Annotated in this window: 27 protein-coding genes; 11 read left to right on the top strand and 16 right to left on the bottom strand. The window is 71.4% G+C overall.

The genetic code is table 11. From position 1 onward, the window contains the following. The coding region (gene lnt, locus ITP53_RS25430) for an apolipoprotein N-acyltransferase (RefSeq protein ID WP_236051173.1) at positions 1-1686 on the top strand (1686 nt) is incomplete at its 5' end. Between the two features lie 13 nt (positions 1687-1699). Next, positions 1700-3142, top strand: a complete 1443-nt coding sequence (locus ITP53_RS61745) for an FxsA family protein (RefSeq protein WP_195897959.1) — start codon at positions 1700-1702, stop codon at positions 3140-3142. Between the two features lie 65 nt (positions 3143-3207). Here the strand turns inward: ITP53_RS61745 and ITP53_RS25440 are convergent, their stop codons facing one another. The 3 genes from ITP53_RS25440 to ITP53_RS25450 all read right to left on the bottom strand — a co-directional run bounded on the left by ITP53_RS25440 (position 3208) and on the right by ITP53_RS25450 (position 4933). Beyond that, positions 3208-3552, bottom strand: coding sequence for an RNA polymerase-binding protein RbpA (locus ITP53_RS25440; RefSeq protein ID WP_125637410.1), 345 nt, complete (start codon positions 3550-3552; stop codon positions 3208-3210). A gap of 141 nt (positions 3553-3693) precedes the next feature. After that, complete coding sequence (locus tag ITP53_RS25445; protein ID WP_195897960.1) at positions 3694-4305, bottom strand: hypothetical protein; 612 nt, start codon at positions 4303-4305, stop codon at positions 3694-3696. Positions 4306-4423: 118 nt separating this feature from the next. Next, positions 4424-4933 (bottom strand): nuclear transport factor 2 family protein, encoded by a 510-nt coding sequence (locus tag ITP53_RS25450; RefSeq protein WP_195897961.1) that lies wholly within the window; start codon positions 4931-4933, stop codon positions 4424-4426. A 33-nt stretch (positions 4934-4966) separates the two neighbouring features. Here ITP53_RS25450 and ITP53_RS25455 point away from each other — a divergent pair, with 33 nt between their 5' ends. After that, entirely contained in the window at positions 4967-5446 is a 480-nt protein-coding gene (locus ITP53_RS25455; protein WP_207756413.1) for a winged helix-turn-helix transcriptional regulator, read from the top strand. Between the two features lie 54 nt (positions 5447-5500). Here the strand turns inward: ITP53_RS25455 and ITP53_RS25460 are convergent, their stop codons facing one another. The 9 genes from ITP53_RS25460 to ITP53_RS25500 all read right to left on the bottom strand — a co-directional run bounded on the left by ITP53_RS25460 (position 5501) and on the right by ITP53_RS25500 (position 13254). Continuing rightward, positions 5501-5932: a cupin domain-containing protein gene (locus ITP53_RS25460; protein WP_195897962.1), complete on the bottom strand. Its 432-nt coding sequence runs from the start codon at positions 5930-5932 to the stop codon at positions 5501-5503. Next, positions 5929-6723, bottom strand: coding sequence for an SDR family oxidoreductase (locus ITP53_RS25465; RefSeq protein WP_195897963.1), 795 nt, complete (start codon positions 6721-6723; stop codon positions 5929-5931). The genes ITP53_RS25460 and ITP53_RS25465 overlap by 4 nt, the downstream gene beginning before the upstream one ends. Before the next feature lie 116 nt (positions 6724-6839). Then, positions 6840-8273, bottom strand: coding sequence for an MFS transporter (locus tag ITP53_RS25470; RefSeq protein WP_195897964.1), 1434 nt, complete (start codon positions 8271-8273; stop codon positions 6840-6842). Positions 8274-8393: 120 nt separating this feature from the next. Then, complete coding sequence (locus ITP53_RS25475) at positions 8394-9194, bottom strand: glycerophosphodiester phosphodiesterase family protein (protein ID WP_195897965.1); 801 nt, start codon at positions 9192-9194, stop codon at positions 8394-8396. 47 nt (positions 9195-9241) lie between these two features. Then, positions 9242-9781 (bottom strand): TrmH family RNA methyltransferase, encoded by a 540-nt coding sequence (locus ITP53_RS25480; protein ID WP_195897966.1) that lies wholly within the window; start codon positions 9779-9781, stop codon positions 9242-9244. Continuing rightward, on the bottom strand, positions 9778-10368 hold the full coding sequence (locus tag ITP53_RS25485) for a class I SAM-dependent methyltransferase (protein ID WP_195897967.1): 591 nt from the start codon (positions 10366-10368) through the stop codon (positions 9778-9780). The genes ITP53_RS25480 and ITP53_RS25485 overlap by 4 nt, the downstream gene beginning before the upstream one ends. Before the next feature lie 11 nt (positions 10369-10379). Next, the gene (locus ITP53_RS25490) at positions 10380-11327 is read right to left on the bottom strand and encodes a VWA domain-containing protein (protein WP_195897968.1); all 948 of its coding nucleotides are present in this window, start codon (positions 11325-11327) and stop codon (positions 10380-10382) included. Then, positions 11324-12256 carry a DUF58 domain-containing protein gene (locus ITP53_RS25495; RefSeq protein ID WP_328815714.1) on the bottom strand — a complete coding sequence of 311 codons (933 nt, stop codon included), beginning with the start codon at positions 12254-12256 and terminating at the stop codon, positions 11324-11326. Before ITP53_RS25495 ends, ITP53_RS25490 begins: the two co-directional genes overlap by 4 nt. After that, on the bottom strand, positions 12253-13254 hold the full coding sequence (locus tag ITP53_RS25500) for an AAA family ATPase (protein ID WP_195897969.1): 1002 nt from the start codon (positions 13252-13254) through the stop codon (positions 12253-12255). The genes ITP53_RS25495 and ITP53_RS25500 overlap by 4 nt, the downstream gene beginning before the upstream one ends. A 55-nt stretch (positions 13255-13309) precedes the next feature. Here ITP53_RS25500 and ITP53_RS25505 point away from each other — a divergent pair, with 55 nt between their 5' ends. Both ITP53_RS25505 and ITP53_RS25510 read left to right on the top strand, forming a co-directional pair. Beyond that, entirely contained in the window at positions 13310-14077 is a 768-nt protein-coding gene (locus ITP53_RS25505) for a hypothetical protein (RefSeq protein WP_195897970.1), read from the top strand. 43 nt (positions 14078-14120) lie between these two features. Next, positions 14121-14981 (top strand): DUF2268 domain-containing protein, encoded by an 861-nt coding sequence (locus tag ITP53_RS25510; protein ID WP_195897971.1) that lies wholly within the window; start codon positions 14121-14123, stop codon positions 14979-14981. Positions 14982-14987: 6 nt separating this feature from the next. Here the strand turns inward: ITP53_RS25510 and ITP53_RS25515 are convergent, their stop codons facing one another. Together ITP53_RS25515 and ITP53_RS25520 are read right to left on the bottom strand one after the other, a co-directional pair. Next, positions 14988-15638, bottom strand: coding sequence for a response regulator transcription factor (locus tag ITP53_RS25515; protein ID WP_195897972.1), 651 nt, complete (start codon positions 15636-15638; stop codon positions 14988-14990). Next, on the bottom strand, positions 15635-16858 hold the full coding sequence (locus tag ITP53_RS25520; protein ID WP_328815717.1) for a sensor histidine kinase: 1224 nt from the start codon (positions 16856-16858) through the stop codon (positions 15635-15637). The genes ITP53_RS25515 and ITP53_RS25520 overlap by 4 nt, the downstream gene beginning before the upstream one ends. 117 nt (positions 16859-16975) lie before the next feature. On the opposite strand from ITP53_RS25520, the gene ITP53_RS25525 reads away from it, so the two are divergent. From ITP53_RS25525 to ITP53_RS25535, 3 genes are all read left to right on the top strand, one after another. Continuing rightward, positions 16976-17566 carry a ClpP family protease gene (locus ITP53_RS25525; protein ID WP_268961138.1) on the top strand — a complete coding sequence of 197 codons (591 nt, stop codon included), beginning with the start codon at positions 16976-16978 and terminating at the stop codon, positions 17564-17566. Between the two features lies 1 nt (position 17567). Continuing rightward, a complete protein-coding gene (locus ITP53_RS25530; protein ID WP_195897974.1) occupies positions 17568-18185 on the top strand; it encodes an ATP-dependent Clp protease proteolytic subunit in 618 nt (205 codons plus the stop codon). A gap of 238 nt (positions 18186-18423) precedes the next feature. Next, complete coding sequence (locus tag ITP53_RS25535) at positions 18424-19185, top strand: TSUP family transporter (RefSeq protein WP_195897975.1); 762 nt, start codon at positions 18424-18426, stop codon at positions 19183-19185. A gap of 302 nt (positions 19186-19487) precedes the next feature. On the opposite strand, the gene ITP53_RS25540 is transcribed toward ITP53_RS25535, so the two are convergent. Further along, positions 19488-20675: an MFS transporter gene (locus ITP53_RS25540; protein ID WP_195897976.1), complete on the bottom strand. Its 1188-nt coding sequence runs from the start codon at positions 20673-20675 to the stop codon at positions 19488-19490. Further along, on the bottom strand, positions 20672-21469 hold the full coding sequence (locus ITP53_RS25545; RefSeq protein WP_328815720.1) for a DeoR/GlpR family DNA-binding transcription regulator: 798 nt from the start codon (positions 21467-21469) through the stop codon (positions 20672-20674). The genes ITP53_RS25540 and ITP53_RS25545 overlap by 4 nt, the downstream gene beginning before the upstream one ends. Between ITP53_RS25545 and ITP53_RS25550 the strand changes: the two genes are divergently transcribed. From ITP53_RS25550 to ITP53_RS25560, 3 genes are read left to right on the top strand one after another with little or no spacing between them, the layout of a single operon-like run. Then, positions 21468-22469 (top strand): helix-turn-helix transcriptional regulator, encoded by a 1002-nt coding sequence (locus tag ITP53_RS25550; RefSeq protein ID WP_195897978.1) that lies wholly within the window; start codon positions 21468-21470, stop codon positions 22467-22469. The two genes, ITP53_RS25545 and ITP53_RS25550, sit on opposite strands and share 2 nt — an antisense overlap. Before the next feature lie 41 nt (positions 22470-22510). Next, a complete protein-coding gene (locus tag ITP53_RS25555) occupies positions 22511-23116 on the top strand; it encodes a LysE family translocator (RefSeq protein ID WP_195897979.1) in 606 nt (201 codons plus the stop codon). Positions 23117-23141: 25 nt separating this feature from the next. Continuing rightward, the gene (locus ITP53_RS25560; RefSeq protein WP_138711476.1) at positions 23142-23354 is read left to right on the top strand and encodes a hypothetical protein; all 213 of its coding nucleotides are present in this window, start codon (positions 23142-23144) and stop codon (positions 23352-23354) included. Positions 23355-23463 lie beyond the last annotated feature (109 nt).

Below are 23463 nucleotides of genomic sequence, written 5' to 3' on the forward strand. Positions count from 1 at the left end.
GGGCTCGGGGCAGGGTCTGAGACCGAGGCGGGAGCGGCCTCTGAGCGCGTGGCAGACGCCCGGCCCGAAGAGGACGGTCCCGGAGAGGACGTTCCCGATGGGGACGGTCCCGGTGGGGGCGCGACGGCAGTCGTGGCGCGCGACGGCGCGAGCGACGCCGGGCGGGAGTCGCGGTGGACGCTCCTGGCCCGGGTGGCGGCGGCCGTGGCCGGCGGGATCACCCTGTTCGCCGCGTTCCCGCCGCTCGACTGGTGGTGGTGCGCGCCGCTCGGCATAGCCATGATCGCCGGCTCGCTCCACGGCGCCCGCCCGCGAAGGGCCGCCTGGCTCGGCTACCTGGGCGCCGCGGTGTTCCTGTTCCCCACCCTCGCCTGGGTGCGCACCATCGGCGACGACGTCTGGTTCATGCTGGTCGGCGTGGAAAGCCTGTTCTACGCCGCCATGGCCGCCCTGGCCGCGCTGGTGTTCAGGCTGCCCGCGGGGCCGCTGTGGTTCGGCGGGCTGTGGGTGGCCATGGAGTGGGCCCGCGGCCTGGTGCCGATCGGCGGGTTCCCGTGGGCGCGGGCGGCGTTCAGCCAGGGCGAGTCGCCGTTCACCTCCTACGCGGCGCTGGGCGGCGTGCCACTGGTGTCCTTCGCCGTCGCCTTGTGCGGCGCGTTGCTGGCCCACGCGGCGCTGGCCCGCCGCGAGAGCGGGCCGCCGCGAGCCGCCGTGGCGCGCGGGGTCGTCCCCGTGGCACTGGCCCTGGCCGTGCCGCTGCTGAGCCTGGCGATCCCCAGGCCGGGGGACGAGGGCCGCACCATCAACGTCGGCATCGTGCAGGGCAACGTCCCGGGCCGCGGCATGTACGCCCTCGGCGACGAGCCCGCCGTCGTGCTGAAGAACCACGCCAACGAGACCAAGCGCCTGGCCCAGGCCGTACGCGAGGGCAAGCTGCCCAAGCCCGACATCGTCGTCCTCCCGGAGAACTCGACCGACATCGACCCCTACCGCGACGAGTACGCCAGGCAGATCATCCACGACTCCGTGCGCGACGTCGGCGTCCCCACGCTGGTCGGCGCGGTGGTCGCGATCGGCGACGATCGCCGTGCCACCCGCAGCCTCGTGTGGGACCCGGTGACCGGGGCGGGCGACTACTACGACAAGCAGCATCTGGTGCCGTTCGGGGAGTACACCCCGTTCAAGGAGATCGTGCTGGCGCTGTGGGAGCGGGCCAGCCTGGTCGGCAGGCAGTCGGTCGCCGGCGACCGGCCGGGCGACCTGAAGCTGGGGCCGGTCACGATCGGCGCGGTCAACTGCTACGAGGTGGCCTACGACGGCACCGTGCGCGAGACCGTGCGGGCCGGCGGCACCCCGCTCGTGGTGCAGACCAACAACGCCTCCTACGCCGAGTCCAACCTTCCGCCGCAGCAACTGGCCATGTCCAAGCTGCGGGCGGTCGAGCACAACAGGGCCGTCGTCACCGCCGCCACGACGGGCATCTCGGCGTACGTCACGCCTGACGGTAAGGTCTCCTGGCAGACCCGCGAGCTGGTCGCGGACATGAACGTGGTCAAGGTGCCCGTACGCACCCAGGAGACGATCGCGACGAAGGTGGGGGCGCTTCCTGAGTGGGCATTGATGGTGATGGGAGCGGCGGCCGCCGGGCTCGCCGCGTGGCGTGGCAGGCGACGAGCGACCGGATGAGGAACGACTGACCATGGAGACTCTCGGCCGGGTGCTCGTCGTGGTGCCGACGTACAACGAGCGTGACAATCTCCCACTGATCGTCGAGCGGGTCCGCGCCGCCGTGCCGGAGGCCCACCTGCTCGTGGCCGACGACGACAGCCCCGACGGCACCGGCGAGGTCGCCGACGGGCTCGCCGCGGACGACGACCACGTCCACGTCCTGCACCGGCCAGGCAAGCAGGGGCTCGGCGCGGCGTACATCGCCGGGTTCCGCTGGGGGCTGAACGAAGGCTTCGACGTCCTGGTCGAGATGGACGCCGACGGCTCGCACCAGCCCGAGGAGCTGCCCAAGCTGCTGGAGGCGCTGTCCGACGGCGCGGACCTGGCCATCGGCTCCCGCTACGTGCCCGGCGGCAAGGTGGTCAACTGGCCGCACCGGCGCGAGTTGCTGTCCAAGGGCGCCAACGTCTACACCCGCGTCATGCTCGGCCTGCCCGTACGCGACGCGACCGCCGGCTTCCGGGCCTACCGGGCCGCGACCCTGGAGAAGGTCGGCCTGTCCGGCGTGGAGTCCCAGGGCTACTGCTTCCAGGTCGACCTGACGCTGCGCACGTCCAGGAACGGGCTGCGGGTGGTGGAGGTGCCCATCACGTTCGTTGAGCGTACGGTCGGCAAGAGCAAGATGAGCGGCAAGGTCATGTCCGAGGCGCTGTGGCGCATCGGCCTGTGGGGCGTCACCGGCCTCCCCAAGCGCCTACGCCGCCCCAACCGCCCCTACCCACCCCCCTGTCGTGGCGTGCCGGGTCGTCCCTGTGGTTGGTGTCGCCCGCCCCGGCCGTTCGCGAGCGGAGCGCGGAAGCCGTTCGGTTCGGCTCGGCGGGGGTGGAACGCTTCGGGCCGGCCAGGCGTTGTTCCAGCTGTACGCGCGTGTGCGGAATCGAGGAAAACGATGCGGCTGCTGCTCTTTCTGGCCTTCCTGCTCATCCCCGTCCTGGAGGTCTGGTTGCTGATCCAGGTCGGCTCGGTGATCGGCGGGCCGGCGACCGTCGCCCTGCTCATCGCCGACAGCCTTCTGGGCGCCTGGGTGGTGCGGCGCGAGGGCCGCAGGGCCTGGCGCGCGCTCCAGGAGGCGCTGCAGGTCGGCCGGATGCCCGAGCGGGAGCTCGCAGACGGCGGCCTGATCCTGGTGGGCGGCGCGCTGCTGCTGACGCCGGGCTTCTTCACCGACGTGTTCGGGTTCCTGTGCATCCTGCCGTTCACCCGGCCGCTGATGCGCCGCCTGGGCGCCTGGTTCTTCGATCGCAGGGTGAAGCGGATGGCGGCCGCGTCACCGTACGCACATCTGTTCGGGACGCCAGGCTTCCCGCCGGAGCCGGGCGCCCGGGTCCCGCAGGACGGCAGTCAGAAAAAAGACGGCCAGAGAGATGGCAGGGTCGTGCACGGCGAGGTCATCCGAGAGGACCGCGACGCGTAGCAGGGCCGGCGGCTCGAAGAAAAACCCCCGAGCCGCCGGCCCGGGGGTTTCACCGTGAGAAGATGTCAGGCGCTCTTACGACGCTGAGCCCGCAAGACCGCGAGCCGCTCGTTGAGCACCTCCTCCAAGTCCTCGATGGACCGCCGCTCCAGGAGCATGTCCCAGTGTGTCCGAGGGGGCTTCGTCTTCTTGGACTCCGGCTGCTCGCCGTCCACGCGAACCGCGGTCACGCCGCACATGCGGCACTCCCAGGTCGCGGGAATCTCGGCCTCGGCGGCAAGCGGAACCTCGAAGCGATGGCCCTTGGGACAGGTGTAGGACACCTCCTGGCGTGGGGCCAGATCCGTGTTACGGTCGTTCTCGTAGCTGGTTGCCCCGAGCCGGGTGCCACGAAGCGCGCGCTCGCCCATGTCTAAATGCCTCCTACAGGGCCCCCATACGTGGGGGGTCTGTCTCCCACGGTGTCTAACGCTTGGTACCGTGATGGGATTCCCATCCGCGAGGTGATCCAATCGCGCTTGGGGCCTCGGTTCTTCACAGACCCCGCTGATTCAGCGAATCGCGCGCCGTCGCCCGGCCCCGGACAGGGCCGCCGCCAGCCACAATCCGCCGATCATGACGAGAGCGCCGTGCGCGATCCGCAGCGGATACGGGCCGAAGAACTGCGGGATGAACAGCACGAACCCGGCCGCCAGCGCCAGTCCGCTCCACCTGTGCAGGGTGCCGGACCGCCACACCGAGATCGCGGCCATGATCGTGCCGGCGGCCAGCAGGAGCAGCCCGGCGGCGAACATGCCGATCGCGACGCCCCCGTATCTGAACTGCTCGGCCAGTTCCATCAGCGCGGGAGCCTGGTCGCGCAGGGAGCGCTGGGCGATGACGTTCAGCCCGAAGTCCTCGGCGCCGTAGTACGGCAACGTCAGCCCCGCGCCGATCCAGGTCACGACCGCCGCGCGCAGCGAGAGCCGGTCGCCGAGCACCTGGTGCAGCCCGAGCACGGCTAAGCCGAGCAGGACGAATCCGGCCATGGCGGCGGCGTGCCCGGCGACCCACGCCGTGGAGGCCATGGCGGCGGCGTCGTCCGTGGAGGGGCGGATCACCGGATAGAGGAAGAACAGGACGCCGCCGGCCGCGAAGGCGGCGGAAGTGAGCCGGGAAGCCATCGGTGCTCCTTGGAAGAGTGCGTCGCTCTAATGTGAGAGCAATGCTCTCGTCGCAGCGCACCAATGTCAAGAGCAGTGCTCTCGCTTTCGAGCGGCGTTTCCTCCGGCGAGCGGCGCTTCAGGAGTGGCGTCGGCGGGTCAGGAGGGGAACCAGCGTTCTGTCGCCGAGCCTGGTCATCGCCGCCAGCGGCTTGACGGCCGCGCCGGCCAGCAGCGGCAGGCCGGGCCTGCCCGTGGCCCTGGCCAGTGCTGGGACGAGCGCGGCCATCATCGCGGTCAGTGCCGGCAGCGGCCGGATCCACATGGTGATCTCCTCGATGAGCCCGTCCCCGTCGATCCGGACGAGCGCCGCCTCGTGGATCTCCTGCCGGCCCAGCCGCGCGGTCGCCGTGAGCGCCCGGGTCCGCTCGTCGCCGATGTCGCTCTGGTAGCGCAGCTCCGACACGACGTCGAACACCACCGAGAACAGCTCCCGCAGCGCCTCCTTGCCCTCGAACCCGGCCGTGCCGCTGATGGGGGAGTGGAAGACCACGCCGTCGGCGATCGTGGCCATGAGCGCGTCGACATCGTGCGCCTCGCCCGCCCGCCGGTACGCCAGCGCGGGTGAGTCCTGAATGTGAACTGTCATGAGTTCACTTTATCAACTCACTATCCTGGGTCCATGAACAGGTTCGCTGAGATGCACTGCTCCATCGCCCAGGCCGCCGGTGTCGTCGCGGAGCCGTGGACGCCGCTGATCCTTCGCGACGTGTTCCTGGGCCTGCGCAGGTTCGACGACCTGGTGGCGGACCTGGGGATCTCGCGCAACCTCCTGGCCCGCCGCCTGGAACACCTGATCGCCGCCGGAGTCGTGGAGAAGCACCCCTACCAGGAGCGCCCGGTACGCCACGAGTACGTCCTCACCGATGCGGGCCGCGACATCGTGCCCGCCCTGCTGACGTTGATGGCGTGGGGCGATCGCTGGTCCACGCCGCCGGGCGGCCCGCCCGCCCTCCTGGTGCACTCCTGCGGCGAACGCTTCACCCCGGTCGTCACCTGCCCCCACTGCGGCGGCGAGGCCACCGCCGACACGGTGACGGCCGTACGCGGCCCAGGGGCGGCCCGGGGGCCGGGCACGATGCTCCTCTCGGCGCAGTCCTGACGGGGGCTCTCCGCCCTCACCGGCGGCAACCCGGCTGAACGGGCTCCCGCCTGGTCACGGGCGAGGGGCTCGGCGGTCCCTGCGCTCTTCGAGTTCTTCGGCGCTCACCGGGATGAGCATCGGCTGCCCGGCCACACCGAACATCGTCACGACGAACTCGGTTTCGGCGTCCGGCAGGTTGTTGCCGTCCTGGTAGTGGATGACGTCGCCGCCCGGCTCCCAGAACGCCTCTCCGGCCTTGATGACCCGCTGTGGTTCGCCCTCCAGTTCGAAGATCATCTCGCCTCTGATCAGGTACCCGAACGCGGGGCCGGTGTGGCGGTGCGGCGGGTTGCCCGCACTGCCCGGCGGCAAGGTGACCAGGATCGTCATCGCCTCGGCGTTGTCGGGTGCCGGGGGCGCCGGCACCGACGAGACGAGGTCCAGCTTCGGCGGCGGAGTGGTCGCGCCGGGGTTCTCGAGGTGGTGCGCATGTTCGCTGCTCATGGGTTCCTTCGTCCTCTCCGGTCGGCTGGGACAGGTGGTGCGGTGATCTTGGTCGAGTGTCGCTTCAGCCAGTCGGTGTAGTGGGTGGGGGCGATGCGGGCGCCCTTCCCGGCGGTGAGGACGTCGCCGTGGACGAGGGCGTACATGCCGGAGGTGTCGTCGATGATCACCGAGCGCCTGTCGCCCTTGGCGGCGAGGGTGATCCGGCCCAGCTCGTCCAGCGGGTACGTGTCAGGCCCGGCCAGGTCGAGGGTGCCGCCCAGGGGTGGTCCCGCCGCGACCTCGGCGACGGTGGCGGCGACGTCCGCCGCGGCGACCGGCTGGAGAGGGGTGCGAGGCAGGCGGACGGTGTCGTCGCCGGCGGTCCAGGAAAGGACGGTGTCGATGAACTCCATGAACTGGGTGGCGCGGACGATCGAGTAGGGGACGGGGCCGGCCTTGAGCAGGCCCTCTTGGAGGGTCTTGGCGCGGTAGTGGTCGAGTTCGGGCACCTGGTCGACGCCGACGATGGACAGGATGACGAAGTGTCCGGCGCCTGACCGCCGGGCGGCGGCCAGCAGGTTGGACGTCGATGTCTGGAAGAACGCGAGGGAGACGTGGTCGAAGCTCGGGGAGTTGGTCAGGTCGACGACCACGTCGGCGCCGGCCAGCGCCGCGTCCACGCCCTGGCCGGTGAGCACGTCGACCCCCGTGCGCCGCGAATGCGGCACCGCCTCGTGCCCGGCCGCGTTCAGGTTCTGGACGACCAGTGACCCGATCCGCCCGGTTCCGCCGATGACCGCGAGCCTCATGACACCTCCCGCGCTTCGGTGCTACCCGCGCTGAAGGCGCTCATCCGCCCCTGAGAAGCCGCTAAGACGCCGTGAGAAGCCGTGAGACGCCCCTGAGGCGACCCTGAGACGCCTGGTCAGATGCGTTCAGGCACCTCGTTGCCCGCGGCCCGGATGGCCTTGGGCAGGTTCGTCAGGGCGAGCAGGACGAACCCGACCACGAAGAAAATGATCATGGAGATCATCGCGATGCGATAGCTGTTGGTGAGCTGCAGCGCGATCGTGACCGTCAGCGAGCCGATGAAGGCCGACCCCTTGTCACTGATCTGCAGCAGGCTGAAGTATTCGGCCTCCCGCCCCTTCGGGATCACCTGCGAGAACAGCGACCGCGACAGCGCCTGCGTGCCGCCCAGCACGATCGCGATCGCGAACGCCATCAGGTAGAACTGCACCTCCTGCCCCTCGGCCACGAACAGCGCCGCAGCCACGATCATCGTCCACACCACGAGGCTGGCGAGCACCGTCCGCTTGGTGCCGAATCCGCGGGCCAGCCGGCCCAGCAGGAGCGCCCCGAAGAACGCCACGAACTGCACCATCAGGATTGCCGTGATCTGCACCGTCTGGTTCAGCTTGAGCGCCTCGGAGGCGAAGGCCGCGCTGTTGCCGATGACCGTCTGCACACCGTCGTTGTAGACCAGGTACGCCACCAGGAACAGCAGCGTCAGCGGGTATCTGCGCAGCTCCGCCAGCGTACGGCCGAGCTGGCGGAAGCTGCCGCCGACCGAGCGCAGCGCCGTGCGCTCGTGTGCGGGCACGGGCCGGTTGCGCAGCCGCAGCAGCGGGAAGACGGTGAACGCGGCCCACCACAGGCCCGCGGACAACATGCTGATCCGCACCGCCATGCCCTCGGACAGGCCCAGACTGGCGTGCTGCAGGAACAGCACCAGGTTGAGCGCCAGCAGCACGCCGCCGCCCAGGTAGCCGATGGCCCAGCCGCGCGAGGACACCTTGTCGCGCTCGGCCGGGCTGGAGATCTGCGGCAGGAACGAGTCGTAGACCACGACCGAGGACCCGAAGGCCAGGTTGGCCAGGACGAACAGCACGCCGCCGAGCATGTAGCGGTCGCCCTCGACGAAGTACAGGCCCATCGTGGCCAGCGCCCCGGCGTAGGCGAAGCCGCCGAGCAACTCCCGCTTGCGGCCGGTGTGGTCGGCCAGCGCGCCGACGATCGGCAGCGCCACGATCTGCAGGAACACCGCGACCGTCACCATCAGCCCGAAGAACGCGGCCGGCCTGATGTCGGCGCCCAGCACGTCGACGTAGCCCAGCCCCGGGCTGGCGGCGGCCAGGCCGTCGAAGTCGGCCACGCACCGGTCGGCGGCCACGCCGGGGAAGTCTTTGGCGCAGGCCGCCGTCTTGGCGACCGGGATGATGTACGGGCCGAGGAAGACCGAGATGACCGTGGTGTAGAAGGCGGAGTTGGCCCAGTCGTAGAGGTACCAGCCGCGCTGCTCGCGCCGGCGCGCTGCGGGGGAGTCGTCGAGGGCCGCGGGGGGTGCGGGTACGGGCATGGTGTCGTGTCGCTCCTCTGCGGCCGGGGGGACCGGACCGCCCTGTGTCGGGGATGGCGGTGCTCGCTGCTATGGGCCGGCTGTCACGGCGCTCTCATGCGGTGCTCACGGGGCTCACCGCTACGCGGCCATGCGGCCGGGATGCCACAGGCTGCGGCGCTCCAGCACCTCGCGCAGGCCGGTGACGTTGTCGGTCATGATGCCGTCCACGCCCAGGTCGAGCAGGCGCTCCATGCGGGCCGCGTCGTTGACGGTCCACACGTGCACCTGCATGCCGATGGCGTGGGCCGTACGGACCAGGCGGCCGGTGGCCACGCGCAGGCCGCGGAAGCCGACCGGCACCTGCGCGCACGGGACCCCGGCGCGCGACAGGCGGGCCAGCAGCCGGCCGTAGCCGGAGGTGGCGGCCGCCGCGCGCAGCGCCGCCACGCCGCGCGGCCCGAGCGCCGAGCACACGTTCTTGCCGATCGCCGCCCTGGCCAGCACCAGCCGCTCGTCGGAGAAGGAGGTCAGGCAGATCCGGTCATGGGAGGCCGTGCGCCTGATCGCCTCGGCCAGCGGGGCGATGGCGGCGGCCTCCTTGACGTCGATGTTGAAGCGGGTCTCCGGCCAGGTGCCGAGGAGGTCCTCCAGGAGCGGGATCTCGTAGACCCCGCCGATCCTGGCCTGCCTGACCGCCCGGTAGGGCAGCTCGGAGATGCGGCCGCGCTGGTCGGTGACGCGGTCCAGCGTGTGGTCGTGGAAGGCCACCAGCACGCCGTCGGAGGTGGCGTGCACGTCGGTCTCCAGGTAGGTGTATCCGAGCCGGAGCGCCCGCTCGAAGGCCGCGATGGAGTTTTCCGCGCCCTCGGCGGCGCCTCCGCGGTGCGCGAAGGCGAGCGGGCCCGGATGGTCGAGAAAAGCGAAGCGGCGGCTGAGCACGTCCAGAAGTATGCCCTCAGTGAGTTGTTCGTGCGTGAACGTCGGGGTTACGAATCGGCGAGTTTCTGCCACTCCTGGCGGCGCGCCTCGGCGAGCGCGATGGCCGCGGCCACCGCCACGTTGAACGAGCCCACCCGGCCGACCTGCGGGATGTAGCAGACGCCGTCCACGGCGTCGAGCAGGGCGGGGGAGCAGCCGTGGTCCTCACTGCCGACCACCAGGCACACGTCGCGGCCGAGATCGGCCCTGTGCAGCGGGACGGCCTCCGCGGTCAGCTCGATGGCCAGCACCGCGTAGCCGTCCTCCCTGGCGGCCTTGACCGCCTCGGTGGCCGGCACCGGCTCGTGCCAGGTGACCAGCCGCTCGGTGCCCAGCGCGGTCTTGCCCGCCTTGGGGTTGGTCGGCGGGGTGGCGTTGCCGGCGAGCCAGATCTGGTCCACGCCGAACGCGGCCGCGGTGCGGAAGATCGAGCCGACGTTGAACGGGCCGGTGACCGACTCGATGATGAGGCCGAGGCGGTTGGCGGTGTTCCTGCGCCAGGTGCGGTTGAGCCGCTTGACGTCGGTGGGGCGCAGCTGCCTTCTCATCGGGTCACCTTCAGGATGCGGTAGGAGGCCCGGCTGGCCTCGCGGGAGGCCTGCCAGCCCTGCTCGCCGAGCCAGCGTTGCAGGGAGTCCGAGCCGAGGTGTTTCTGGACGACCAGGTAGGCCACGCCGTCGGGCGTCAGCCGGGTGAGCCACCTGGTGAGCATCTCGTGCAGAGCCTGTTTCCCAATCCGGATCGCAGGATTAGACCAGATAGCCCGAAATTTCACGTCTTCTGGCACTTCATCGACATGTATCGAATTTACTTTGTAAAGGCGGGCGGCCTGGGCGTTTCTGGCGGTCAGCTCCAGGCTGCGCCGGTTCACGTCGACGGCCCACACCGTCGCCCCGGGCGCCCTGGCGGCCATGGTCAGCGCGATCGGCCCGTAGCCGCAGCCCAGGTCGAGCAGGTCGCCCTCCTGGGGCGGCGGCGGGACGCTCTCCAGCAGCACGCGGGTGCCCAGGTCGATCCGCTCGGGCGAGAACACGCCGCTGTCGGTCTCCAGCCGCAGGTGCAGATCGGGCAGGACCAGGTCGACGACGCCCGGTCTGCTCCTGGTCTCGGGCTGCTCGGAGAAGTAGTGGGCCACGTGGCAAAACGTTACGGGATGCGGGAACCGAACATGACCGCGGCGCCCGCCACCAGCAGTCCGGCCAGGATCGCGGCCACGATGAACCACTGGGTGATCTCCTGGTTGACCAGCTTGTAGCCGAGCGAGGTGCCGATCTGCTCGTAGACCTCGCGCAGCTCGCTGCCGGACTCGGCGCTGTAGGCGCGGCCGCTGGTGCCGTCGGACAACGACTGCAGGGTCTGCTTGTTGACCGGCACGTTCACCGGGCGGCCGTCGATGTCGACGGTGCCCTCCTGGGTGCCGTACGCGATGGTGGAGACCGGTACGCGCGCCTGCTGGGCCGTCTCGATGGCCTCGTTCACCGATCTGCCGGAGGTGTTGTCGCCGTCGGACAGCAGCACGATCGCGGCCGGCGGCGGATCGGTGGCGGCCTGCTGGTCGAACGAGCGCAGCGAGTCGAGCGCGTTGAAGACGGCCTCGCCGATCGCGGTGCCCGGGCGGGTGGTGAGGTTGCCGATGGCGGTGACGACGGCCTGGTGGTCGGTGGTGGGGGAGATGACCACGTTGGCCGAGCGGGCGAAGGAGACGACGCCGACGTTGAAGCGCTCGGGCAGCTCCCTGGCGAACGCCTGCGCGGCGGTCTTGGCGGCGCTGATCCGGTCGGGCTGGACGTCGTCGGCGTCCATGGACAGCGACACGTCCAGGGCGATCATGATGGTGGCGCGGTCGCGGGGCACGCGTACCTCGCCCGCGGGTTTGGCGGCGCCGATGACCAGGAGCGACATCATGACGAGGAACAACGCGGGCGCGACGTGGCGGCGCCAGCCCGGCCCGCCGGGGACGACGAGGTCGAGCAGGGCCAGGTTGGTGAAGCGCACGGTGTAGCGGCGGCGGGCGAACTGCGCCACGACGTAGCCGGCCACCAGCAGCGCCACCAGCAGCGCCAGCCACAACCAGGCGGGGGCGAGGAACGTCACGTTGCTCTCCGGTGGGCGAGGTGGCTCATGCGGCGCTGACGCAGGACGAACTGCGCGACGTCGAACACCCAGTCCCGGTCGGTACGCAGCACCAGGTGGGCGATCCCGGCGCGGCGCAGGGCCCGGCGGGTGCCCTCCCGTTGCAGGGCGGCCGCTTCCGCGTACGCTTGCCGAATTTTGGGCGAAAGGTGCACTTCGCGTACCTTCCCGGTCTCGGGGTCGGCGAACGCCACCCGCCCGACGTCGGGCAGTTCGAGCTCGCGCGGGTCGATGACCTCGACGGCGAGCACCTGGTGGCGGGCGGCCAGGCGGCGGATGGGGCGTTCCCAGGGGCGTTCCGCGTCGGGGTCGAGGTCGGGGTGGGCCTCGAGGAAGTCGGACACGATCAGCCGCATGCCGCGCCGCCTGCGGCTGGCCGACAGCACCTCGATGCCCTCCGCCAGGTCGGGCGGGTCGGGGACGATCCGGCCGCGCGGGGCGTCCATGAGGGAGTTCAGCAGCCCGTAGAGCGCGGGGCGGCCGGTACGGGCGGGCATGCGGTGCACGTACTCATCGTGCAGCACCAGCGCGCCGAACCGGTCGCCCATCCGGCTGGACAGGAACCCGATCGCGCCGACGGCGGACACGACCAGGTCGCGCTTGTCGGTGTCGGCGGTGCCGAAGTCCATGCTGGGCGACAGGTCGGCCAGCGCCCAGGTCTCCAGCTCACGGTCGGCGATGAGGTCGCGCACGTGGGGGACGGTCGTGCGCGCGGTGACGTTCCAGTCCATGCGGCGCACGTCGTCCTCGCCGGGCACGTAGACGCGGCTGTCGCCGGACTCGCTGCCGGTGCCGGGCAGGAGTCCCTGGTGGGCGCCGTGCAGGAGGCCGTCCAGCCGTCTGGTGACGGTCAGCTCGAGTCGGCGCAGCGCCTGTTCCGCGGTGCTCAACGGCCCTGGTTCCAGACGACGAGGGGCGGCGGCACGGCGTGCAGGATCTGCTTGACGACCTGGTCGGGGTCGACTCCGTCGGCCAGGGCGTCGAAGGTGAGCATCATCCGGTGCCCCATGACGTCCACGGCGACGTCGCGTACGTCGTCGGGCAGCAGGTAGTCGCGGCCGCGCAGCAGGGCCAGCGCCCGCCCGGCCGAGACCAGGCCGAGCGTGGCGCGGGGGCTGACGCCGATCTCGATGGTCTCGGCGAGGTCGGCCAGGCCGTACTCGGCGGGGTTGCGGGTGGACATGACCAGGCGTACGACGTAGTCGGCGACGAGCTGGTGCACCGAGACGTCCTCGGCCGCCTGCTGCAGGGCCAGCAGCTTGCCGGGGTCGAGCACCCGCTCGGGGGCGGGCGGGGTGACGCTCATCCGGTGCAGGATCTCCAGCTCCTCGTGGGCGGTGGGGTGCGGCACGCGGACCCGGAACAGGAAGCGGTCGCGCTGCACCTCGGGCAGCGGGTAGACGCCCTCCGACTCGATGGGGTTCTGCGTGGCGAGCACGATGAACGGCTTGGGCAGCGGGTGGGTGACGCCCGCGAGGGTGACCTGGCGCTCGGCCATCACCTCCAGCAGCGCGGACTGCACCTTGGCCGGGGCGCGGTTGATCTCGTCGGCCAGCAGGAAGTTGACGAACACCGGGCCGAGCTCGACATCGAACTTCTCGTTGGACGGATGGAAGACGCGGGTGCCGATGATGTCGCTCGGCACGAGGTCGGGGGTGAACTGGATCCGGGCGAACGTGCCGCCCACGACGGTGGCCAGGGTGGCGGCGGCGAGGGTCTTGGCGACGCCCGGGACTCCTTCGAGCAGGCAGTGTCCACGGGCCAGCAGGGCCACGACCAGTCTCTCGACCATGTGGTCCTGCCCGACGATGACACGCCGGACCTCGTCGAGACTCTGACGCAGCAGTGCCGCGTCGGTTCCGCCTGGCAACTCTTCGGCGACGCTCATGACGCCATTCCACCAAACGTGCCGCAAACGTGCACGACGCCACGTCTGTGCTTTCATGGCAAACGTGGCAAGTCCCCTGCAGTACGGCGATCCGCCCCGGCTGGGGCCGTTCGTGGTCCAGGCGCGCCTGCACGCGGCTCCGGCCGGTTTCGTGTACCTGGGCCAGGCGCCTGACGGGCGCGCTGTGTCGCTGGCCACGCTGACGAGAGGGGCCGCGTTCGACGCCGCGGCGCGCGAGCGGTTCGTGACCGCGATCAAGGAGGCCGCCGGGGAGCGGTCCGGGGTGCGCTCGTGGCTGGGGCGGGCGCCCAGGTCACGCGGCACGGTGCTGGAGGGCTCCCCCGAGGTGCTCGGCAGCGACACCGGGCGGGCGCCGTGGGTGGCGGTGCCGTACGTGCCCGGCCGGCCGGGGGCGGAGCGGTTCCTGGATCCGGTGATGGTGGGCGGCACGCTGCTCGGGCAGGCCCACGGCCCCGACTTCGTGCCGTACTGGCTGACCGACCGCACGCCCACGGCGCCGCCCACCAGGCAGCGCAGGCCGCTGACCGAGACGCGCAGGCGAGTGCTGATGGCCGCGCTGGCGGTGGCGCTGCTGTTGCTGCTCGTCACGGCCATCCTGTTGCTGCTGCTGTTCGGCAGGAGTGACACGGAGACGCAGCCGAGGCAGTTGCCGCCGACGGTGTTCGTGCCGACGCCGCCGCCGGTCCCGCAGAGTCCGGAGCCGCGGCCCTCGACGTCGCCTTCGCCGTCGCCCACCGAGACCGGGCCGGGCACGCCGGGCCGATCACCCGGAGACGAGCCCGGCGATGAGCCGCAGCTGTGACGGCTTGAGCCTGACGTTACGTAAGGCTCTAGCGTCGGCAGGCATGGAGTTCATCGTTCACGACACCCTCACAGTGATGGCCGATCTGCTGGAGCGGCCGCTCGAACGGCGGCCGGACGCGCTGCGGGAGATGCTGGCGCCGATGCGGGAGGTCATACCGATGCCCGGCGACATCGTCGACATCCACCACCACGGCGGCGGTTTCCGCACCGACGCCGACGACCCGCGCTACCTGCCCGCCGTCCGGCGCATGATCGAGGCCGACGTGCTCGGACAGGTGCGGCGGGAGCTGGAGCGCGCCTCAGAACGGCTGAGCGGGGCCAAGCAGGCCGACTTGGTGCAGGTGATGTTCGTTATGGGCAATCCGGACAACCAGCACCTGATGGGGACGGCCGCCGGCTACTACGGGATGGGCGGCGCGCCCGGCTGGCTCTACCTGCTGGCCTGGCCCTCGGACGAGGTGATCGGCAGGATCGCCCACTGCGCCGTGCACGAGTTCCACCACAACGTGCGCTACACCAACGTCGAGTGGAACCCGGCGACGGTGACCGTGGGCGAGCACGTGGTGGCCGAAGGGCTGGCCGAGGCGTTCGTACGCGAGTTGTCGGGGCCGGCGGCGATGGGGCCGTGGTCGTCGATGGTGACGGGCGAGGCGTTCGACCGGGCGTACGAGTTGATCATGGCCGATTTCGAGCTGGCGGGGATGCAGAACACGCCGGCGTACGTGCTGGGGGACAGCGCCACGCGGATCTTCGGGCAGGAACCGCGCGGCATACCCGACATGGCGGGATACGCGGTGGGGTTGCGGCTCGTCGACCGGGCACTGGCCGCCACCGGGCTGACCGCCGCGGAGGCGACCCTGCTGCCCGCCGCCGAGCTGATGCGCCGCGGCGACGTGCGGTAGCGGCGGTCAGCGGGAGGAGACGAAGCCGGACTCGTACGCGGCGATCACGGCCTGGGTGCGGTCGCGGGCGCCGAGCTTGGCCAGCACGTTGCCGACGTGCGTCTTGACCGTCTCCTGGCTGACGACCAGCTCGGCGGCGATCTCGTGGTTGGACAGACCTCTGGTCATGAGCCGCAGCACGTCGCCCTCGCGGCCCGTCAGCCGGTCGATGCCGGGCACGTGCCCGCGCGCCGGGCCGGCGAGGCGGCGGCCGGCCAGCGTCCTGATCGCGGCTGGGAACAGCAGCGACTCGCCCGCCGCGACCAGTTCGATCGCCCGGATCAGCTCGTCCGGCCTGGTGCGTTTGAGCAGGAACCCGCTGGCGCCTGCGCGCAGCGCGTCGTAGACGTGGTCGTCGTTCTCGAACGTGGTCACCACCAGCACCTTGGGCGGGTCGTCCAGGGCCACGAGCCGGGCCGTGGCCGCGATCCCGTCGAGGGCCGGCATGCGGACGTCCATCAGCACGACGTCGGGCCGCTCGCGGCGCACCACGGGCAGCACGGCGGCGCCGTCGGCGGCCTCCCCGACCACGCTCAGGCCCGGCTCGGCGTCGATGATGATGCGCAGTCCGGCGCGGATGAGGTCCTCGTCGTCGGCGATCACCACTTTGACGGTCATGGGGTAGACCGTAGCGGCAGGCGCACCGTGACCGTCCATCCACCTTCAGGGCCACCCTCGGGGCCACCCTCGGGGCCGGTGTCCGTGGGGCCGGCCTCGAGGTCGCCGCGCAGCAGCCGTACGCGCTCGCGCATGCCCGTCACCCCCCTGCCGCCGGTACGGGAGCCCCCGCCGCCGCCCTGGTTGGTCACCTCGAGCCGCAGGTCGTCTCCCCGTACGGCGGCGGCCAGGCGGACGGGGCCGTGGCCGTGCTTGATGGCGTTGGTGAGCGCCTCCTGGACGATGCGGTAGGCCTCCCTGGAGACGACGGCGGGCACGCCGGACAGGTCGCCCACCTCCTGTTGTACCCGGGCGCCGGAGGCGGCGACGAGCTCGTCGAGGTCGGCCAGCGTCGCCTGCGGTCCCCGGCCGGTGTGGTCGCCGTCTCGCAGGACGCCCAGGACGTGGTCGAGGTCCTCCAGGGCGGCGCGGGCGGCCTGCTCGACGGCCGCCAGGGCGGTCCTGGCCGTGCCGGGGTCGCGGTCGAGCACCCGGCCGGCCGCCGCGGCCTGCAGGGTCACGACGCTGAGCGCGTGGCCGACCGAGTCGTGCAGCTCCCGGGCCAGGCGGTTGCGTTCGGCGAGCGTACGGGCGTGCTCCTCGGCGGCGGCGAGCCGCTCGGACGGGGTGGGGCCGAGCAGGACCGGAGCCAGCCTGGCCAGCAGCGCACCCGCTCCCGCCGCCATCGCGACCAGCGCCGCCAGCACCGCCAGCCCGGTCAGCGCCCACAGCGCCGTCGTCCCGCCCGGCGTGACCCAGAAGCCGATCACCTCGATCGGCCGTCCCATGAACGGCAACGCCAGCGTGAACACCGTGAACGGCACGATCGCCAGCGTGAACCCGCTGACCACGCCGCCGACCGCCAGGTGCAGCGTGAACCACGCGGCGGTGCGGCGGCGCTCCTGCCAGGGACGGCGCGTCTGCCGCGGCGGGGTCTCGACGCGGGCGCCGAGCAGGCCCTGCGCCGCGCTGACCTCCAGCGCGCGCACCGGCAGGAACAGCCCGGTCACCGCCACCACCGGCAGCACCGCGGCGAACACGCCGACCTGGGCGGGCAGCAGCAGGTTGGTGGACTCGCCCTGCCACAGGCCCACGACCAGCACCCCGGCCATCATGTACGGCATCAGCAGCGCCCCGCCCAGGATGAGGCACGCCCACCGGCGGGGCAGGTTCCTTCTCACACTCGCGATTGTATGTCGACACTTATTCGCTCACGGAGAAATGCGCCCTTAGAGAAATGCGCCGCCAGCGAAAACGTTCCGGAATTCCGGCTCGCCGGGTCTAGCGTTTTATCGGAAATGCATCCGTACAGAAAGGCGACCGTCATGACGGAGACCCAGCGCCCGGCCTGGCCTGACCAGCTCAGCCAGCGCCTGCTGAAGGAGCGCATTCTCGTCCTCGGCCAGGAGGTCGACGACGACATATGCAACCGGCTGTGCGGCGAGATGCTTTTGCTGGCGGCCGAGGATCCCAAGCGCGACATAACGCTTTACATCAATTCCCCGGGCGGGTCGGTGCACGCCGGGATGGCGCTCTACGACATGATGCAGTTCGTTCCGTGCGACGTGGCCACGGTGGCGATGGGGTTCGCCGCGTCCATGGGCCAGCTGCTGCTGACGGCGGGCGCCCCCGGCAAGCGCTACGCCCTGCCCAACGCCCGGGTCGTCATGCACCAGCCGCTCGGTGGCATCGGCGGCTCGGCGAGCGACATCGCCATCCAGGCGGAGAACATGATCTACACCAAGCGCCGGATGGCCGAGATCATCGCCCACCACACGCGCCAGCCGCTGGAGCGCATCCAGGCCGACTCCGACCGCGACCGCTGGTTCACCGCCAGGGAGGCGATGGACTACGGCTTCGTCGACCACATCGCAGAAGGGATGAACTGATATGAACGGCCGTTACGTGCTGCCCTCGTTCACGGAGCGCACCTCCTACGGCAGCAAGGAGATGACCCCCTACACCAAGCTGTTCGAGGACCGGGTCATCTTCATGGGGGTGCCGATCGACGACGGCGTGGCCAACGACGTGATGGCGCAGTTGCTCACCCTGGAGTCGATCGACCCCGACCAGGACATCAACCTCTACATCAACTCGCCTGGCGGGTCGTTCACCGCGATGGCGGCCATCTACGACACGATGCAGTACGTCCGGCCGGAGATCCACACGGTCTGCATCGGGGAGGCCGCCTCGGCGGCGGCCGTCCTGCTCGCGGCGGGCACGCCGGGCAAGCGCGCCGCGCTCCCGCACGCCCGTGTCCTGCTGCACCAGCCGCACGCGGAGGGCGGGCGCGGGCAGTCGAGCGACCTGGAGATCCACGCCAGGGAGATCCTGCGGATGCGCGACCAGCAGGAGGAGATCCTGTCCCGGCATTCGGGGCGGGGGATTCTGGAGATCAGGAAGGACATCGAGCGGGATCGCATCTTCACGGCCGAGCAGGCGCGCGTCTACGGACTGATCGACGACATCTACGCCTCCAGAAAGCGCACCCTGACCCCGGCCCGCTGACCACCCCGCCAGGTCCGGGGACCGCCACGCTCCTTGCTGGTGATCGCCCGCCACGTCCAGAGGCCGCGCTCCGGGCGCATTGACCAACCGCCGTGCTCCCTGCCGTGGACCTCGCCCGCCACGTCCGTCCGGCGCAGGTGCCGTCGTGTTGCCGGCCGTTGGGGCATGGGTGGCGAAGGGTGACAAAGTGCGACTTGTACACTCATGAGGTTTCTTGGGGGGAAATCGGGGGAGTGGCGTGTCGCTGGAGCAGGTCCTGGTGTTGCTGGCGGCAGCGGCCGGGGCGGGGTGGATCGACGCGGTCGTCGGCGGTGGCGGGCTGTTGCAGCTTCCCGCCACCCTGATGACCGGGATGCCGACCGTCGAGGCGATGGCGACCAACAAGTTGTCCTCTGTGTTCGGCACCACCTCGGCGGCCATCGCGTACGCGCGTTCCACCAAGGTCGATCGCCAGGTGGCGTTGCCGGCGGCCGGGATGGCCGTGGTGAGCGCCGGGCTCGGCGCGTGGGCGGCGGCGGCGATCTCCACCGAGGTGCTGCGGCCCGCCGTCATGGTGGTGCTGCTGGCGGTGGCGGCGTTCGTGACGTTGCGTCCCGCGATGGGCGCCGTGCCGCAGCCGCGGTTACGGACGAACGCCAGGTTGTTCGCCGCGGTGGCCACGGCCGGGGTGGTGATCGCGTTCTACGACGGCATCATGGGGCCGGGCACCGGCACGTTCCTGATCATCGCGTTCACCACCATCCTGGGCCTGGACTTCATCTCCGCCTCCGCGTCCGCGAAGATCATCAACATCGGGACGAACGTCGGGGCGCTGCTGGTGTTCGGCGCGCAGGGGCACGTGCAGTGGGCGCTCGGGCTGGGCATGGCCGTGTGCAACGTGGCCGGCGCCCAACTCGGCGCGCGGATGGCGCTCAAGCGGGGCTCGGCGTTCGTCCGGGTCGTGCTGCTGTGCGTGGTCGTGGCCATGGTGATCAGACTGGGCTGGCAGCAGTTCGGCTGACCCGCCACGGGTCCTCACCACGGGTCCCCATCGCGGACCCGTGGGTGCGCGGCGGGAGCGCCGGTTCAGCATGCGGTGCGGCCCGACACCGATGGAGGACTCTGCGGGGGTGTCGAGGCGGCGGTTCGCGGGGCGGAGTTACTCGTCTGGGACACCGGCGTGGTTGGGATGGTCTCTCGGCAGGGTTCTTGGCGTGGCCTGGAGCGGTCGGCGGGCAGGGTTCGTGGCGTGGTCCTGATGGTCTCTCGGCAAGGTCCTCGGCGTGGTCTGGGTGGTCGGCCGGTAGGGGTGCTTGGGGGTGGTCAGGTGATGGGCTGGTGGGCGCGGGTTCTCAGTGCTGTGGCGGCGAGGGCGACGAAGGCGGCCAGCAGGGCCGGGATGGCCAGGGCTCGGGGCAGGCCCGCCAACTCGGCTGCCGCCCCGATGAGCACAGGCCCGGACAGGAAGCCCAGGTAGCCGATGGAGGCGACCCGCGCCAGCGCCCGGCCGGCGAACGCCGGATCCCGGTGACCGGCGGCCGAGAACACCTGAGGCACGATGCATGACAGCCCGGCCCCGAAGCAGGCGAATCCGGCCACCCCCGCCACCGGATGCCCGCCCAGCAGCGCCAGCCCCAGTCCCGTCGCTGCGAGCAGCCCGCAGCAGCGCACCAGCGGCACCACACCGAACCTGGCCGCCAACCGGTCGCCGGCCAGCCGGCCCGCCGTCATCATGATGGAGAACGCGGAGTACCCGGCGGCCGCGAACCCGGGCGAGGAGGCCAGGTCCTCACGCAGGTAGACCGAGCTCCAGTCGGTCGCCGCCCCCTCGCCCACCAGGCAGCAGAACGCCAGCACGCCGAGGAACACGATCCCCCTGGGACGCCCTGCCGTTCCGCCGGAAGGGCCGCCGGGAGAGGGCACCGAGCGCAGCGCCCACCGCGCGGCCCAGCACGCGAGCGTCGCGACGAGTGCCCCCATCACCAGGAACGTCACCGCCGCCGACACCGCGACATGCGCGAACAGACCGCCGGCCGCCGCCCCGGCGAACCCGCCGACGCTGTAGACGGCGTGGAACGACGACATGATCGGCCGCCCGTGGGCCCGCTCGACCTCGACGGCGTTCGCGTTCATGGCGACGTCGAGGATCCCGTGCACCATCCCGAACACCAGCAGCGTCGCGGCCAGCACGCCCAGGTTCCCGGCATAGGCGGGCGGGACGAGCACGACGCCCTGGAGCAGGGCGGCCGGGATCATGACGCGGCTGCTGCCGTACCGGTCCACCAGCCGGCCCACGGCCGTCATGCCGATCACGGCCCCGGCGGCGATGGCCAGCAGGGCGAGGCTGAACTGGCCCTCGCCGAGCCCGAGGCGTTCCTTGACGGCCGGAATGCGCGCCGTCCAGGTGCCGATGGCCGCGCCGGCCAGAAAGAACAACAGGCACACGGCCACCCGCTCGCGACCCACCCGCCCACGCCGGTGCCAGGTGGTCTCTGTGGTGTCGCGGCTCACTCGGCCTCCTTGACCGTCACACCGGCGGCCACGAGCGCGTCGCGCTCCTCGGGCGGTATGCCGGGGTCGGTGACCACCACGTCCAGACGCGAGATCGGGCACACCGCGCCGAACGCCGTACGCGCGAACTTGCCCGAGTCGCACACCACGATCACCCGCCGCGCGGACGCGATCGCCGCCTGCTTGATCGCCACCTCGGGCAGGTCGTGCGCCGTCAGGCCGTGCTCGGCGGACAGCCCGCAGCAGCCGATCACCGCCGTGTCGAACCGCAACGCCTTGATCGAGCTCTCGGCCAGCGGGCCCATGAAGTTCAGCTCGCCCTGGCGTACCTCCCCGCCGGGCAGCACCAGCCGCACGCGCGGTGCGGCGGCCAGCATCGACACCGACTGCAGCGCCAGCGGCAGCACCGTCAGGCGGCGGCCGACCAGGGCGCGGGCCACCTCCAGCGCGGTCGTGCCGCCGTCCAGCACCACCGCCTCCCCGTCGGCGATCAGCGCGGCCACCGCGACGCCGATGCGCCGCTTGACCTCCACCGCCTCGCGCTCGCGCACGCCGAACGGCGGCTCCTCGCCGCGCAGCAGCAGAGACAGCGCGCCGCCCCTGATCCGCCGCACCACACCCTGCTGGGCCAGTTCGTCCAGGTCGCGCCTGATCGTCATTTCGGACACGCCGTGTTCGACGGCGAGCTCGGCGACCGAGACGGTGTCCCGATCGCGCAAGGCGTTCATAATTGCCCGCATACGTTCCACATGTTCATATAAACACCGTTCATGTGCGCCATACAATGGATCCATGCGTGCCAGCCGCCTGCTTTCGCTGCTCCTGCTCCTGCAGACGCGCGGCCGCATGACCGCGCCCGAGCTGGCCGCGGAGCTGGAGGTGTCGGTACGCACCGTCTACCGCGACGTGGAGGCGCTGTCGGCGGCCGGTGTCCCGGTCTACGCCGATCGCGGGCCCACCGGCGGCTACCAGTTGCTCGACGGCTACCGCACCCGGCTCAACGGGCTGACGTCCGAGGAGGCGTCGTCGCTGTTCCTGGCGGGGCTGCCCGGCCCCGCGGCCGAGCTGGGGCTGGCCGATGTGGCGGCCACGGCGGAGCTGAAGTTGCTGGCCGCGCTGCCGCCAGAACCGCGCTCGCACGCCTCCCGGATGCGCGAGCGGTTCCTGCTGGACGTGCCGGGCTGGTACCGCTCGGCCGACGACGTACCGCATCTCAGTGAGGTGGCCGAGGCGGTGTGGGGGCAGCGGCCGCTGCACATGACGTACCGGCGGTGGGGGCGGCAGGAGGTCGACCGGGTGATCCACCCGTACGGGCTGGTGCTCAAGGGCGGCTCCTGGTACATGGTGGCCGTACCCGCCGAGGCCCCGCCCGCCGAGGTCGTGCGAGGCGAGGCCGCACCGCGCACCTACCGGGTGGCGCGCATCCTGGCCCTGGAGACGCTGTCCGGGCGTTTCCAGCGTCCGGAGGGGTTCGAGCTGAGCGCGTTCTGGCGTGAGTACGCCAAGGAGTTCCGTGAGCGGATGTACACCGCGGAGGCCGTCATCAAGCTCGCCCCCGGCTACGGCGACCTGCTGGCGTACACGATGGGGGCCGACGTCGTGAGCGCCGCCATGGCCGGCGCGGGGGACCCCGACGCCGAGGGGTGGCTCACGCTGCGGGTGCCGGTCGAGTCGATCACGCACGCGCGCTGGTTGCTGCTGCGCATGGGAGCGGGCGTCGAGGTGCTGGGCCCGCCCGAGCTGCGCGCCCTGATGTGCGACACCGTCGCCGAGCTGACCAAAATGTACGAATAAATCCGTCGTGTGCGTCGCCCTGCTCTGTCACCATGCGGGACATGTATCTTGTCGCGTTCGCCGGCGCGTGCGTGCTGGTGGCCATGGTGCCCGGGGTCAGCACCGCGATCATCCTGCGCCAGACCCTGCGCGCGGGCCGCGGTTCCGGGCTGGCCGCCACGCTGGGCAACGAGACGGGGATCCTGCTGTGGGGGCTGGCGGCCGCGTTCGGGCTGTCGGCGCTGCTGGTGGCCTCGCAACTGGCCTACGACGTCATGCGCGTCGCCGGGGCCGCCATGCTGGTGGTGATGGGCGCGCAGTCGTTGTGGCAGGCCCGCAAGGGGGCGCAGGCCGCCGAGGGTACGGCGGTGCCGGGGTGGCGGGCGTCGTACCTGGCGGGGACGTGCCTGGCCAATCCGAAGGCGGCGGTGTTCGCGATGTCGTTCCTGCCGCAGTTCGTCCCGGCCGGGCAGAACGTGCCGCTGACGCTGGTGACGCTCGCCCTCGTGTGGGTGCTGGTGGATCTGCTCTGGTACGGCCTGCTCATCTGGCTGGTCGCACGGGCCAGGGCGTGGCTGGGCCGGCCGGCGGTCCGGCGGCGGCTGGAGCAGGTTTCGGGTGTGGTGCTGATCGGGCTCGGCGTGCGCCTGGTGACGGAGGTCAGATGACCCGCTCCTGGTCTACCTTTGGTGCATGACGAACGACCTGGCGACCCTCATGAGGCAGGCGCAGGACGACGATCCGCTGCGGGCACTGCACGCCACCACCGCGCTGCGCCGGGAGATCGAGCGCCTGGAGGCGGTTCAGGTGCGGCGCGCCCGGGTGGCGGGGCTGGCCTGGGCGCAGATCGCCGACGCGATCGGCGTGAGCAAGCAGGCGGTCCACAAGAAGTACGGCCGCCGCTAGTCTGCCCGGCGTCGCTCGTACGCGGGTGAGCGCGAGCGGGTCGAGCCGGGCGCGCAGGGCACGGTAGCTCCGCCTGGCCCGCCATCGCCGTTGACCGGTCGGTTGCCGC

Source organism: Nonomuraea cypriaca, from assembly GCF_015645445.1.
Classification (GTDB): Bacteria; Actinomycetota; Actinomycetes; order Streptosporangiales; family Streptosporangiaceae; genus Nonomuraea; species Nonomuraea cypriaca.

What these genes read in the sequence shown, in the direction of transcription:
- ITP53_RS25450 (WP_195897961.1), bottom strand. Translation starts at nt 4,933, where the DNA reads ATGACAGTTCACATTCAGGACTCACCCGCGCTGGCGTACCGGCGGGCG.
- ITP53_RS25550 (WP_195897978.1), top strand. Translation starts at nt 21,468, where the DNA reads ATGCGTGCCAGCCGCCTGCTTTCGCTGCTCCTGCTCCTGCAGACGCGC.
- ITP53_RS25530 (WP_195897974.1), top strand. Translation starts at nt 17,568, where the DNA reads ATGAACGGCCGTTACGTGCTGCCCTCGTTCACGGAGCGCACCTCCTAC.
- ITP53_RS25500 (WP_195897969.1), bottom strand. Translation starts at nt 13,254, where the DNA reads ATGAGCGTCGCCGAAGAGTTGCCAGGCGGAACCGACGCGGCACTGCTG.
- ITP53_RS25560 (WP_138711476.1), top strand. Translation starts at nt 23,142, where the DNA reads ATGACGAACGACCTGGCGACCCTCATGAGGCAGGCGCAGGACGACGAT.
- ITP53_RS25440 (WP_125637410.1), bottom strand. Translation starts at nt 3,552, where the DNA reads ATGGGCGAGCGCGCGCTTCGTGGCACCCGGCTCGGGGCAACCAGCTAC.
- ITP53_RS25445 (WP_195897960.1), bottom strand. Translation starts at nt 4,305, where the DNA reads ATGGCTTCCCGGCTCACTTCCGCCGCCTTCGCGGCCGGCGGCGTCCTG.
- ITP53_RS25505 (WP_195897970.1), top strand. Translation starts at nt 13,310, where the DNA reads ATGGCAAACGTGGCAAGTCCCCTGCAGTACGGCGATCCGCCCCGGCTG.
- ITP53_RS25545 (WP_328815720.1), bottom strand. Translation starts at nt 21,469, where the DNA reads ATGGATCCATTGTATGGCGCACATGAACGGTGTTTATATGAACATGTG.
- ITP53_RS25465 (WP_195897963.1), bottom strand. Translation starts at nt 6,723, where the DNA reads ATGAGGCTCGCGGTCATCGGCGGAACCGGGCGGATCGGGTCACTGGTC.
- ITP53_RS25525 (WP_268961138.1), top strand. Translation starts at nt 16,976, where the DNA reads ATGCATCCGTACAGAAAGGCGACCGTCATGACGGAGACCCAGCGCCCG.
- ITP53_RS25480 (WP_195897966.1), bottom strand. Translation starts at nt 9,781, where the DNA reads ATGAGAAGGCAGCTGCGCCCCACCGACGTCAAGCGGCTCAACCGCACC.
- ITP53_RS25555 (WP_195897979.1), top strand. Translation starts at nt 22,511, where the DNA reads ATGTATCTTGTCGCGTTCGCCGGCGCGTGCGTGCTGGTGGCCATGGTG.
- ITP53_RS25515 (WP_195897972.1), bottom strand. Translation starts at nt 15,638, where the DNA reads ATGACCGTCAAAGTGGTGATCGCCGACGACGAGGACCTCATCCGCGCC.
- ITP53_RS25510 (WP_195897971.1), top strand. Translation starts at nt 14,121, where the DNA reads ATGGAGTTCATCGTTCACGACACCCTCACAGTGATGGCCGATCTGCTG.
- ITP53_RS25470 (WP_195897964.1), bottom strand. Translation starts at nt 8,273, where the DNA reads ATGCCCGTACCCGCACCCCCCGCGGCCCTCGACGACTCCCCCGCAGCG.
- ITP53_RS25460 (WP_195897962.1), bottom strand. Translation starts at nt 5,932, where the DNA reads ATGAGCAGCGAACATGCGCACCACCTCGAGAACCCCGGCGCGACCACT.
- ITP53_RS61745 (WP_195897959.1), top strand. Translation starts at nt 1,700, where the DNA reads ATGGAGACTCTCGGCCGGGTGCTCGTCGTGGTGCCGACGTACAACGAG.
- ITP53_RS25455 (WP_207756413.1), top strand. Translation starts at nt 4,967, where the DNA reads ATGAACAGGTTCGCTGAGATGCACTGCTCCATCGCCCAGGCCGCCGGT.